The 13,096-nt window shown below is 67.8% G+C and carries 7 protein-coding genes; 1 reads left to right on the top strand and 6 read right to left on the bottom strand.

From position 1 onward, the window contains the following. Positions 1–154 precede the first annotated feature (154 nt). The 3 genes from AB8810_RS06385 to ybaL all read right to left on the bottom strand — a co-directional run bounded on the left by AB8810_RS06385 (position 155) and on the right by ybaL (position 4,901). Positions 155–2,278 (bottom strand): TonB-dependent receptor family protein, encoded by a 2,124-nt coding sequence (locus tag AB8810_RS06385; protein WP_369915873.1) that lies wholly within the window; start codon positions 2,276–2,278, stop codon positions 155–157. A gap of 25 nt (positions 2,279–2,303) precedes the next feature. After that, complete coding sequence (locus AB8810_RS06390; RefSeq protein WP_191824352.1) at positions 2,304–3,035, bottom strand: HpcH/HpaI aldolase/citrate lyase family protein; 732 nt, start codon at positions 3,033–3,035, stop codon at positions 2,304–2,306. A gap of 186 nt (positions 3,036–3,221) precedes the next feature. After that, on the bottom strand, positions 3,222–4,901 hold the full coding sequence (gene ybaL, locus AB8810_RS06395; RefSeq protein ID WP_179566578.1) for a YbaL family putative K(+) efflux transporter: 1,680 nt from the start codon (positions 4,899–4,901) through the stop codon (positions 3,222–3,224). Positions 4,902–5,563: 662 nt separating this feature from the next. Between ybaL and AB8810_RS06400 the strand changes: the two genes are divergently transcribed. Continuing rightward, positions 5,564–7,081: an MASE1 domain-containing protein gene (locus AB8810_RS06400; RefSeq protein ID WP_179566576.1), complete on the top strand. Its 1,518-nt coding sequence runs from the start codon at positions 5,564–5,566 to the stop codon at positions 7,079–7,081. On the opposite strand, the gene AB8810_RS06405 is transcribed toward AB8810_RS06400, so the two are convergent. The 3 genes from AB8810_RS06405 to AB8810_RS06415 all read right to left on the bottom strand — a co-directional run bounded on the left by AB8810_RS06405 (position 7,071) and on the right by AB8810_RS06415 (position 12,919). Beyond that, complete coding sequence (locus AB8810_RS06405) at positions 7,071–7,505, bottom strand: hypothetical protein (RefSeq protein WP_179566574.1); 435 nt, start codon at positions 7,503–7,505, stop codon at positions 7,071–7,073. The genes AB8810_RS06400 and AB8810_RS06405 overlap by 11 nt on opposite strands. 331 nt (positions 7,506–7,836) lie before the next feature. Further along, entirely contained in the window at positions 7,837–10,224 is a 2,388-nt protein-coding gene (locus AB8810_RS06410) for a TonB-dependent siderophore receptor (RefSeq protein ID WP_179566572.1), read from the bottom strand. A gap of 310 nt (positions 10,225–10,534) precedes the next feature. Further along, positions 10,535–12,919, bottom strand: coding sequence for a TonB-dependent receptor plug domain-containing protein (locus AB8810_RS06415; RefSeq protein ID WP_369915874.1), 2,385 nt, complete (start codon positions 12,917–12,919; stop codon positions 10,535–10,537). Between the last annotated feature and the right edge of the window lie 177 nt (positions 12,920–13,096).

Raw genomic sequence — 13,096 nt, forward strand, 5'->3', positions numbered from 1 at the left:
TGGGGACTGCCTGGCGCACGCATCGGGCGCGCGCTGGGTGCGTTGCGAACGCGGCCGCGTTCGCCGTAAAGGCTCGCGTCTCCCGCGAGCGGCGGCGCGCCGGGTGGCGCGCGGTACTGCAAAGGCTACCGTCGTCGTTCGACGGCAGCGTCGATCAGAAGCGGTATTCCAGGCCGAGGGTGACGCTGCGGCCCGGCGCCGGTTGCCGGCCCCACGGACTGGTGTCGATGCCGCGGTACCAGTACGTGCGGTCGAACAGGTTGTTCACTGCCAGCGAGGCGCTGAGCTTGCCGCTGTCGCGCTCGCTGAGCACCTGGCTCAGCTGCGCGTTCCACACCCAGTACGCCGGCAATTCGCCGACCGAACCGATCGCGTTTTCCTGCACGCTGTTGGCGGCATCGCTGAAGGCGCGGCTGAAGTAATAGCCGGACACTGCGACGGTGGTGTGACCGGGCTGGTAGGACGCGCCGAGGCTGAGCTGGTTGCGCGAGGTGTAGGGCACCAGCTTGCCGTCGTAGGCACCCGATTCCTGGCGTGCGTCCAGGTAGGCGTAGCCGGCGTTGAGGGTCAACGCGCGCAGCTGCGCCGGACTCCATTGCAGTTCCACCTCGCCGCCCTGGTGGCGGGTCTTGCCGAGGTTGCGATAGGTGCGGGTGGTGTTGTCGAGCTGGATCTGCTGATCGAAATCGATCAGATAGCCGCCGAACTGCACGCGGGTACGGTCGTTGGGCTGGTAACGCGCGCCGGCCTCGTAGTTCCAGGCCAGTTCGGCGTCGAGATTGTCGCCGTAGATGATCTGGGTGACCTGCGGCGCGCGCAGCGAGCGCTGCCCGTCGGCATACAGGTACCACTGCGCGCTGGCCTGGAAACCCAGGGTCAGGCCGGGCAACACGTCGCTGGTCTTGTTGCGCGTGCTGGCGCCGCTGGCGAGGTTGTAATAGCGCGAATCCACCCGCTCGTAGCGCAGCCCCGGGGTGATGGTGACGCGGTCGTCGGCCAGCCCGATCGCATCGCTGACGTAGGCAGCGGCGCCGCGGTCCTTGAAGCGCCAGTCGCGCACCAGGGTGTACAGCCCGTCGCTCAGCCGCGTATTGCCGACCAGGAAGTCGATGTCCTCGCTGATCGCGCGCGCGCCCACGGTCCACTGCTGGCTCACCGCACCGGAGTTCATCTTCCAGCTCAGCCGCGGCTCGCTGCCGTAGACCTTGAAATCGCGCGGCGCGCTCTGCCGCAATTGCGGCGGCAGATCCGCACGCCAGGTCTCGCTGGACGCCGAGCGCATGCCGACGATGAAGTTGCGGCTGCTGCGCGCGCTGAAGTTGCTCCAGTCCAGGCGCAGGTCGTGGAACGGACCCAGATCGCCGAACTCCTGCTGGTAGACCAGCGAGGCGCGCGTGGTGCGGCCGGTGAATGCGTCCAGCGGCCGTGTCGACTGGCGCGTATCGCGCAGATAGTCGGCGGTGGACAAGGCGCCGGCCATGTCCATGTCGGCCACGTAGCGCTGCACGCTGGCCTTGAGCAGCTTGTCCGGGGCCAGCCACCATTCGGCGCGCAGGCGCAGGTTCTTGATGTCGGTGTCGCTGTGCTCGCGCCAGTACTCGCCCTTGGTCCAGTTCGCGTCCAGCTGCAGGCCGAACGTATCGCTGGCGTAGCCGCCGGTGCTGATCGCGGTGTCGCTCAGATAGTGCCCGGCGCCGCCGGCGGTCACCTTCTGCCCGAGCGTGGTGGTCCAGGTCGTGGGGATGTCCGGACTGATCAGGTTGATCACGCCGCCGACGTTGTTGGGGCCGTACTGCACCGCCGCGCCGCCGCGCACGATGTCGATGCGGTCGACCTGGTTGAGGCCGACCGGGAACAGCGACAGGCTGGTCTGCCCGTACGGCGCCAGGGCCAGCGGAATGCCGTCCTCGAGCACCTGCACGCGGCCGCTGCGGCTCTCGTACAGGCCGCGCAGCATGATCTGCGGCAGCGCGCCGGTGCCGGTCTCGTCGAACACCTTGATCCCCGGCACGCGCTGCAGCGCGTCGTCCAGCGAGCGGTTGGCGCCGTTGCGCAGCTGCGCGTTGTCGATCACCTGGCGGCTGCCGGCGTAATGCTGCACGTCCTGCACGGTGGAGCGGCCGAGCAGGCTGCCCTGCACCTGCACGGTATCCAGCTGGCGGATCCGTGCCGCCGCGTCCTGCGGGTCCTGCGCCTGCTGGGCGCTGGCCAGGGGCGGGGCGAGCAGGGCGGCGCCGACGGCCAGGGCCAGCAACGAGGGGGAAAGCGAAACGATCAAGGCGACGACTCCGGAGAACGAAGGATCAATGCGCGCGCAGCTCGGCGGCGTGCTGGCGCAGCGCGGATTGCAGCAGCGCGCGGTCTTCGCCGGCGAACAGCCACTGCAGGTCCGCCTGCGCCAGCCAGTGCCGGCGTTGCGCCGCGTCGCGCGGATTGGGACAGAACGGGATACCGGCGTCGCCGCAGGCCGCGGCGATCGCCAGCAGCTGCGCCCACACCTGCGGATGGGTCGGCTGCGGGCCGACGCCCAGGTCCAGCGCCAGGTCGAGCGCGCCTTCCATCACCAGCGACACCCCCGGCACCTGCAGGATCTGCGGCAGGGCGCGCACGCCGGCGGCGCTTTCGATCATCGGCACCACGCGCAGGGTGTGCCGGGTGCGTTCGATGTAGTCGGCCAGCGCGACGCTGCCGAAGCCGGTGACGCGGCCGCCGCTGATGCCGCGCCGGCCGCGCGGCGGGAAGTGCGCGGCGGCGACCGCGCGCTCGGCCTGCTCGGCGCTGTCCAGCCCGGCCAGCACCACGCCGCGCGCGCCGGCGTCGAGCACCCGGCCGATCAGCTTGGCGTCGACCTCGGGCACCCGCACCCAGGCTTCGCAGCCGCCCAGTTCGCAGGCGCGGATCGCATGTTCCAGCTCGGCCGGCGAGCGCAGCACGTGCTCCAGGTCGAGCACTGCGAAGTCGTAGCCAAGGTGGCCGAACATCTCGCACAGCAACGGGCTGGGCACCGAATTGAGCAACCCGATCTTGCAAGCCATGGGGGAGGGCGAGCGGGGCTGGGGAAGGGGCTGCAATCCTGGCCTAAACGATAATGGTTATCAAGTAGGTTTCGGTGGCCGCCGCTGCATTCGTGTAGACGCTTTTTGTGCGCGCCGGCACCTATGCAGGGATGCAGCGCGCTTGCGCCGGTGACGGGGCTTCTACGAACGGACGCCGCGCAAGCCTCAGCCCGGCACGGCGCGCATGGCGCGGTACGGCGGCGTCGCCATCACCATCTCGGCCAGCGAATAGGCCAGCTCGCGCTCGGCCATTACCGTCCCGTCGGCGCCGTGCTCGAGCAGGTGCTTGACCTCGGCATCGCTGTGCGCGCGGGCCAGCAGGGTCAGTCCGGGATTCAGCGCGCGCAGCTTGGCCAGCGCCTCGCCGGCTTCCAGCGGCTGCGGGATCGCCAGGATCGCGATCTTGGCTTTTTCCGGATGCGCCTCGGCCAGCACCCGGTCGGCAGCGGCGCTGCCGCGGATGCCGGGGATGCCGTCGGCATGCGCGCGTTCCACGTGCTCGCGGTTGTCGTCGATCACCAGCACCGGCACCCCGCGCTCGCGCAGGACCGCCGCCAGCGTGCTGCCGACCCGGCCGTAGCCGATCACGATGGCGTGGTCGACCAGGTCCAGCGACGGCCCCGGCGGCAGTTCCGCTTCCACCGTCACCGGCGCATCCACCGCCTGCCTGGCCTGCCAGCGGTCCAGCCAGGTGAACAGCAGCGGGTTGGCGATGATCGACAGCAGCGCGCCGGCCAGGATCAGGTCGCGCCCGGTCTCAGGCAGGATCGCCAGGCTGACGCCGAGCCCGGCCAGGATGAAGGAGAACTCGCCGATCTGCGCCAGGCTGGTGGAGATGGTCAGGGCGATGCCGGTGGGGTGGCCGAACGCGCGCACGATCACGAACGCGGCCAGCGACTTGCCGACGGTGATGGTCAGGAACGTGGCCAGCACCTGCCACGGATGCTCGAGCAGGATGTGCGGGTCGAACAGCATGCCGACCGAGACGAAGAACAGCACCGCGAACGCATCGCGCAGCGGCAGCGAATCGTTGGCCGCCTTGTGGCTGAGCTCCGATTCCTTCAGCAGCATGCCGGCGAAGAACGCACCGAGCGCGAACGACACCCCGAACAGGGTCGCCGAGCCGAACGCCACGCCCAGCGCGATCGCCAGCACCGACAGCGTGAACAGCTCGCGCGAGCCGGTCGCGGCGACCTTCTCCAGCACCCACGGGATCGCGCGGCGGCCGACCACCAGCATCACCACCACGAACGCGGCCATCTTCAGCAGGGTGATGCCCAGCGCACCGAGGATCGCGCCGGTGCCGGCGCCCTTGCCGCCGAGTGCGTCGGCCAATGCCGGCAGCAGCACCAGCGCCAGCACCATCACCAGATCCTCGACGATCAGCCAGCCCACCGCGATGCGCCCGCGCAGGGTTTCCAGCAGGCGCCGTTCCTCCATCGCGCGCAGCAGCACCACGGTGCTGGCCACCGACAGCGCCAGGCCGAACACCAGCCCGTGCAGGGTCGGCCAGCCCATGCTCCAGGCCAGGCCCCAGCCGAGCAGGGTGGCGACCGCGATCTGCGCCAGCGCGCCGGGGATCGCGATCCATTTCACTTCCATCAGGTCTTCGAGCGAGAAATGCAGGCCGACGCCGAACATCAGCAGCATCACCCCCAGTTCCGACAGCTGGTTGGCCAGCGCCTGGTCGGCGACGAAGCCGGGAGTGAACGGACCGACGCAGATGCCGGCCACCAGATAGCCGACCAGCGGCGAGAGCTTGATGCGGTGGGCGAGGGCGCCGAGGACGAAGGCGAGGGCGAGCCCGACCGCGATGATGTCGATGAGACTGGTGTCGTGATGCATGCAGATTCGCGGAACAAGATTGCAAGGAGTGTGGCCGATGCGGCTTTTATCGGCAAATCAGGGTGCCGGCCTCATGCGCGGCGATGCTTGTCGGGCGCGTCGTGGCCGGGGGCCGGATCCGCGGCGTGCAACGCCTGCTTGCGCACCACCGGGCCGCTTCGGGTTGCCGAGCGACGCTGTCGCCGCCCGGCCGTGCCGGAGGCCGGTAGCCGACACGCTCCGCGCTGCACGAGAGCGATGCGGAGCGTGCCAGGGCAGGGGCGGGTCGGGCGCTTCGGCAAGACATGCGTCGCGTTCCCATTTCCCCGCGTTCCGCCGCCGCTGCCGAGTGCCGGCCGCTCCGTCCGATTCTAGTCAAGCCGCGCCGCTCCGACAAAATGCCGACAATCGCCGCCGCCGCGCCGATGCAGCGCTCGCCGCATACGTCGCAGCCCAATGGCGGCGGCACTCTCACGGACGCGTGATACGCGAAACCGGCAAAATTGCCCCGGTCTGGGACCATGCCGAATGAGATGCCGGTCCCAGCCTCTCCGAAATCCCCGCAAACCCCCGCCGCGCAAGGCGTTGCCGCCGTATTGCGCTGCGCAAACTGTCTACTGTGCGGGCTTGCGCCGTGCTGTATGTTTGCGCCAATTGGGCATCCTGCCAAGGATCAAGGTGGCATGGCTACACTGAAAAAATTCGCTGGCGGCATCCTCCTGAGCGCGGTCTATTGCGCGCTCTACATGTTCGTGTGGCGCTGGTCGGTGGACCAATGGTTCCTGCCGGCCGGCTTGCGCGCGGCGGCGTTGCTGTTCCTGCCTTACCGGCTGTGGCCCTACGTGTTCCTGGGCGATGCCGCCGCCTTGCTGACGATGCGCTTGCCGATGGCCAACCACGACGGGGTCAGTGAGCTGTGGGCGTATCTGAGTCCGTTCCTGGCGGCGCCGCTGTTCGCGTTGCTGCCGTGGGCTTTCCGCAGCCGCTTTCCCGGCGCGTCGGCAGTGCAGCGCTGGTTGCCTTTGCTCACGGTTGGCCTGGCGCTGTGGGGCCTGCTGGTCAACAAGGCGGTCAACGCGATGTTGGACGGGCCGGCCGCCTTCATCACCCTGGAAACCAGCGTCAGGTACTGGATCGGTAGCTACCTCGGCATTCTGATGTTCTTCCTGCCGGCCTTGCTCTGGCTGCGTCGCAAGACCGATAAATTCATGCCCAGCAAGCTGTTGCGCGACTCCGCGATCGCGGTCCTGGCGGTGGCGGGCATCTTCGTGCTGGCCATGCAGACCTCGGGCCTGATGCACCAGGTCGTGCTGCTGGCGCTGTTGGTGCCGGGCGCCTGGCTCACCCTGTCCTACGGCTGGCGCGGCTCGGCGGTCGGCGTGGTGCTGGCCAACCTGGCCGTTGCCATGTCGCTGCCGCGGGTGAATTACCCGGGCGCCTACGATCAGCAGGGCTTCGACGTGCAGATGCTGATCGCGGTCGCGGCGACCCTGCTGTTCGTGCTCGGCTCGAAGATTTCCAGCGCGTTCCGCCAGGCGCGGCACTTCGGCTATGCCGAGCAGCAGGCGCTGCAGGTGGCGCAGGCCAGCTACATGTCGGCCGAGCGCACGCTGCGCAACCGGGTGATCGAGTACACCGATATCCATACCCACCTCAACAAGCTGCGCCGCGACATCGCCTCTTCGCTGAAGGAGCGCGGCCACTACGCTGCGGCCATGGAGATGAACCGTACCGGGGTGATCCAGGCGCAGTTGATGGACGACTACGTCGCCGCGCTGTATCCGCTGGACATCGAGACCCATGGACTCTACGGCGCACTGAGTTCCATCGCCTTCGCCAATGCCTGCGACACCGAGGTGGAGACGCGGCTGCGCGGCGAATCGCGGCAGTTGTCGATCGGCCTGCAACTGGCGGCGTACCGCTGCGTGCTCAATGCGATGGAGGTGCTGCCCAGCGGCAGCCGCCATCGGATCACGGCGCGGGTGTGGAAAGCGCGTGGCCGGCGTGGCCTGGTGGTGACGATCGCCGCCGATCCGGAGCTGCTGGTCGCCAGGAAAACAGCGGACAAGCGCGTGGACGAGATCGAGTGGGAGCTGGCGAGCCGGCTGAAAGCCCATGACGGCACCTGCCGGCGCCGCCATGAGCTGAAGATGAGCTTCCTTGTCTCCGAACCGTCGGAGCGGCGCCCCGTCACTTCTTGATGGTGACGGTCCACGCGTCGCCGCTGGTGGTGCTGGCTCGCTGCACGGTGAAGTAGCGCGCATCGTAGACCACGGTGCCGCGGCTGTAGTCCAGCGCATCGACGATGCTGACCCGATCCACGTCCTTGCCCATCGGCGTCACCCAGGCGGTGTTTTCGATGCGTCCGATCGCGCCACGCACCTGCCCATTCGCGTCGTTGATCTGCAGGTAGGTCACCCCGTTGCGCTCGAACTGGTAGATGCTCACGGTGGCGTTGGCCGACAGATCGGTTGCGGCCGGTGCGCTTTCGCCAAAGCCCTGGCGGGCGATCTGGCTACCGCCGCCGGTGGGGCAGCAGGTCTGCGCATGAGCGGCCGTGGCAAACGCCGAGCACAGCAACACGCCCGACGCCAGCGCCGCGATTTTCGAAATATTCCATTCCATAGCTTTTCCTTCCCCTGCTAAGGGTCTATCGCCTGCCGTTCAGGCGATTCCACCTTACGCGAGTCGCAGAGGCCAGCTGTTGACAAATATGCGGTAGATACACGGCGTGCGGCGATATGCCGTTGATAGTTTGGGGATTGTCTGATTGTCTACAGAAGTAACTTCCTGCAGTTCTTGATTCGTGCTATCCGGTAACGTTAATCGGTAGACGTCGCGCCCCGATTAACCAGCGATCGCCGGCCTGCGCGTGGCCCACCCTAAAAAAGCCCCGGCGAACCGGGGCTTTTCCCGTCTGGCGGCGAGTGCCGCATCGGTCACCGCCGCGCGCGCATCACCATTTGTAGTTGACGTTGGCGTAGGCGAGTGCGCCGTTGAAACCGAACGGCGAGGACGTGCTGTAAGGCAGGTAAGTGCGGGTGCCGGCGCCGGCACGCGACTGGTCGGGATATTCGTTGAGCACGTTGTCGCCGCCGATGGTGAAGTCCCAGTTGCCCAGCTTGTAGCTGGCGGCCAGGTCCAGCGTCCACTTCGCCGCATAGGTCTGGTCGGCCGCGGCGGTGGTGCCGAAGTCGGTGAACTCGCCCCAGCGCGTGGCGGTAGCGGTGAACGCCCAGTTGCCCGGCGCCCAGACGCTGCTCAGGAAGAACTTGTCGCGCGGCGCGCCCTTGGTGATGCGGCCGATCTCGGCGCGGCCGATGCGCACCGCGGTCGGGTCGATCGCCTCCAGCACCGCCGGGTTTTCGGCGATCTTCTCGATCTCGGTCTTGTTGTAGTTGTAGCCGGCGGTCAGGTCCAGATTGCTGTTGCTCAATGCGATCTTGTAGGTGCCGACCGCGTCGATGCCCTGGGTCTTGGTGTCGATCGCGTTGGTGAAGTAGCGGCCACCGCCGATGCCGGCATAGCCGTTGGCCTGCAGGTAGTCGCGCACCGCGGTGGAGGTCAGGTTCTCCGACAGCACGATGCGGTCGTCGATATCGATGCGGTAGGCATCGACGGTGACGTACAGCGCATCGATCGGCTGCAGCACCAGGCCCAGGCCGTAGTTCTTCGACTTCTCCGCCTTCAGCGGTTCGGCGCCGAGCGCGACCGCAGCCGGATTGTCGGTGCGGAAGGTGCCGATCTCGAACGGCGTGGCGGTGATGCTGCCGTCGGGCTGGGTGACGTTGATGAAGTTGGTGGCGATGGACTGGAAATACTGCTGCTGCAGCGACGGCGCGCGAAACCCGGTGGAGGCGGTGGCGCGCAGCGCGATCTTGTCGGTGAACGCGTAGCGCAGCGACAGCTTGCCGGTGCTGGTGTCGCCGAAATCGCTGTAGTTCTCGTAGCGCCCGGCCAGGCCGGCGGAGAACTTGTCGGTGATGTCGCCTTCCAGGTCCACGTAGGCCGAGTAGCTGTTGCGGTCGTAGTGGCCGGAGTCGCTGGGCTTGAAGCCGGCGAACACCTGCGCGCCCGGCAGCAGGCTGCCGTTGGCCGAGGGCACGCCGCCGTTGACGTAGGAGGCGGCATCGCCCGGCGATTCGTTGAACTTCTCGCCGCGCCACTCGCCGCCGAAGGCCAGCGTGACCGGATAGGCCAGGCCGACCTCCAGCGACTTGGTGAAGTCGGCGTTGAGCAGGTTCTGGGTGACTTCCAGGGTGCCGGCATAGAAATCGGTCGGACTGCTCGTGCCCAGGCTGTTGTTGAGGCTGTTCTTGACCTCGAAGCTGAGGTTGTTGCGGCCGTAGTTGTAGCTGATGTCGATGCCCAGCCCGCCTTCGGTGCTGGCCTTGAAGCCGCCGACCCAGGACACGTCCTTGCTGACGTTGTAGATCTGCGGCAGGAAGCCGTCCGGATAGATCTCCGGGCGGTTGCGGTTGTCGCCGGACCAGCGGAAGTAGCCGTTGGACAGCACCTCGCGGCGGCTGAGCATGCCGTAGGAATAGAAGGTCAGGTACTCGGCCGGGCTGTACTGGCCGTTGTAGGAGAACGCGCCCTGGTCGACGTCCGGGTCGCCGTAGCGCTGCTGCACTTCGCCCTGGTACGGCTTGGCGCGGTCGGTCTGGTCCTGGTGGCCGGCCTGCGCGGCGAAATGCACGCTGCCGTTCTCGCCGAACTTGACCCCGGCGTCGCCGGACAGCTGGTATTGCTCGCCGTCGCCGGCGCTGTACTTGCCGTAGCGCGCGGCGATGCTGCCGCCTTCGCCGCTGCCCTTGAGCACGATGTTGATGACGCCGGCGATGGCGTCGGAGCCGTATTGCGCCGAGGCGCCGTCGCGCAGCACTTCGATGCGCTCGACCGCGGCGATCGGAATGGTGTTGAGGTCGGCCGGCGACGAACCGCGGCCCTGCGCGCCGTTGAGGTTGACCAGCGCGGTGGTGTGGTAGCGCTTGCCGTTGACCAGCACCAGCACCTGGTCCGGCGAGAGCCCGCGCAGCTGCGCCGGGCGCACCGCGTCGGAGCCGTCGGTGATCGCCGGGCGCGGGAAGTTCAGCGACGGCACCGCGCGCGACAGCGCGGTGGCCAGTTCGGTGGTGCCGGTGGACTGCAGCATTTCCGGCGAGATGATGTCGATCGGCGAGGCCGATTCGGCGACGGTGCGGTCGGCCACGCGAGTGCCGGTGACGATCACGGTATCCAGCGTCTGTGCGCTGGAAGAGGAGCTTTGCGCGAGCGCAGGCGCGGCGGATGTGGCCAGGGCGAGGGCGACGGCAGTGGCGAGAGGACTGAACGTGCGGGTCATTGGCGGGGCGGCTCCAGGATGGGGGAAGAGTCGGCGCCGCCGCATTCGCCATCACCCCCTCCCGGGTGTTGCGCCTATGGCGAATGTTGCGGCTGCGGCCATGGGTTACCGGCATATGTCGGGTGTGTCAATGTTCTGTTAAACCCGCGCGCGTGGTTGCATTTGCAACGACCGCTGCGGCACTTGCGGCAGAATCGATGCCGCCGTTTGCCGAGGTCGTAGACAAAAACGAAAGGCCCCGCATTGCGGGGCCTTTCGGGTGTGGTCCAGTTCACGGATCGCGCCGCACGCGGCGACGCGACCGTGGCGATCACCAGCGGTAGTTGATCCGCCCATACACGTAGGCGCCGTTGAATCCGTACGGCGAGTAGTTGCTGTAGGGCAGCATGCCGTAGGTGGAGTTGACCAGGTTGGTGGTCTTGTCCGGGTACTGGTCGAGCAGGTTGTCGGCGCCCAGGGTCAGCGTCCAGTTGTCGCTGGGCTTGAAGCTGGCCGAGGCGTCCACCACCCAGCTCGCGTCGTAGGTCTGGTCGCGCGCGGCGCTGGCGGAGTTGCGCACGGTGAAATCGCCGTAGCGGGTGGCGGCCAGGTTGAAGTCCCAGCGCTGCAGCTTCCAGGTGCCGCTGAGGATGATCTTGTCCTTCGGGAAGCTGTCCTCCAGGCGCCCGATCTCGTCGCGGCCCAGGATGGTCTGGGTCGAGCCGATGTCCACCAGCGCCTGCGGCTGTTCGACCGCATGGGTGATCTCGGTCTTGCTGTAGCCGTAGCTGGCGGTGAGGTCGAGCGAGCTGGCCGCGAACGGGATCGTGTAGGTGCCGACCAGGTCGACGCCGCGGGTGCGGGTGTCGGCCGCGTTGGCGAAGTAGCGCACGCTGGTGACGTTGGAATAGCCCAGGCTCTGCAACTGCGCGAGCACGGCGGCGTCGTTGAGGTTGGAGGACAGCAGGATGCGGTCGTCGATCTTGATCTGGTACGCGTCCAGGGTCACGTACAGGCGCTCGACCGGCTGCAGCACCAGGCCCAGGCTGTAGGACAGCGAGGTCTCCGCCTTCAGCGGCGCGGCGCCCAGCGCCTGGGCCACGGCGCTGTCCACCGGGAAGGTGCCCGATTCGAAGAAGCTGCCGTTGATGTAGCTGCTGGTCACCGCCTGGTATTGCTGCTGCGCCAGCGACGGGGCGCGGAAGCCGCTGGCCACGGTGCCGCGCAGCGCCACCTTGTCGGTGAACGCGTAGCGCGCCGACAGCTTGCCCGAGCTCTTGCTGCCGAAATCCGAGTAGTCCTCGTAGCGGCCGGTGAGGCCGGCGGAGAACTTGTCGGTGAAGTCGGCTTCCAGCCCGGCGTAGACGGCGTAGTTGTGGCGGTCCGAATGCACCGCGTTGGCCGGCGAGAAGCCGGCGAAGCCCTGCGCGCCGCCGGTGGTGCCGGTGTAGGAGGCCAGTTCGCCCGGCGACTGGTTCCACTTCTCCTGGCGGTACTCGGCGCCGAAGGACAGCGTCACCGGATAGGCCAGGCCCCATTCCAGCGGCTGGGTGAAGTCGGCATTGACGATGTTCTGGGTGTACTCCAGCGCGCCGTCGTAGAAGCTGCTCGGGCTGTCGGTGCCCAGGCTGTAGTTGATGCTGTTGCGGGTGTTGAAGTCGATCTTGTTGTAGCCGTAGTTGTAGCTCACGTCCCAGCCGAAGCCGCCTTCGGTGCTGCCCTTGAGTCCGGCCACCAGCGAGCGGTCCTTGGAGTACTGCTCGATCTCCGGCACGTAGCCGTCGGGATAGGTCTGCGCCAGCAGCGCGCTCTGCCCGTTATGATTGCGCGAGCGGTAGAACGCGAACGAGGTGATGTCGCGGTTGCTGGCGATGGCGGTGGCGTAGCCGGTGACGCGGTCGCTGAAACGGAACTCGCCGTTGGCCGAGACTGCGGTCGCATCGACCTGCGGGTCGCCGTAGACGAAGGTGGTCTCGCCGATGCCCGGATAGTTGCCGGTGTTCGGCGCAGTGCCCCGGTAGGGACCGGCGCGGTTGGTTTCGTCCTGCTGGCTGATCTGCCCGGCCACATGCAGGCTGCCGCGGCCGTCGCCGAAGCTGACCCCGGTATCGCCGGAGAGCTGCGACTTGGCGCCGTCGCCGGCCGAGTACTGGCCGTGGTCGATCGCCAGGCTGCCGCCGCTGCCCGAGCCCTTCAGCACGATGTTGATGACCCCGGCGATGGCGTCGGAGCCGTACTGCGCCGAGGCGCCGTCGCGCAGCACTTCCACGCGCTCGATCGCCGCGATCGGGATCGCGTTGATGTCCACCGCCGAGGCGCCGCGGCCGATGCTGCCGTTGACGTTGATCTGTGCGGAGGTGTGGCGGCGCTTGCCGTTGACCAGCACCAGCACCTGGTCCGGCGACAGCCCGCGCAGCTGCGCCGGGCGGATGCCGCTGGTGCCGTCGGTCAGCGCCGGGCGCGGGAAGTTCAGCGAGGGCAGCACGCGCGACAGCGCGGTGGCCAGCTCGGAGGTGCCGGTGGACTGCAGCGCTTCGGTGCTGATGATGTCGATCGGCGACTGCGACTCGGCCACGGTGCGGTCGCTGACCCGGGTGCCGGTGACGATGACGGTGTCGAGCGTGCTCGGGGTGTCGGTGGTGGCCTGGGCCAGGACCGGAGGGGCGGCGAGGGCGGCGAGCACGGCGCTCGCCAACAGGGACAACGGACGGTTCATGGAAACTCCAGCGGATGCCGAAACGGCAAAGGGGGCGGTCGCTGTGCGACGCCGGCCATGCGGGCCTGCCCCGGGGATCGTTATTATTATTTAACAATCGCGCGGCAGTGCAGCATGCCGCAGCATGTTCTTATGCCTTTCGGTTCTAAGTGAAATGGCGGCTCGCCCCAATGGCAC

The organism is Xanthomonas sp. NCPPB 3005, from assembly GCF_041228095.2.
Classification (GTDB): Bacteria; Pseudomonadota; Gammaproteobacteria; order Xanthomonadales; family Xanthomonadaceae; genus Xanthomonas_A; species Xanthomonas_A bonasiae.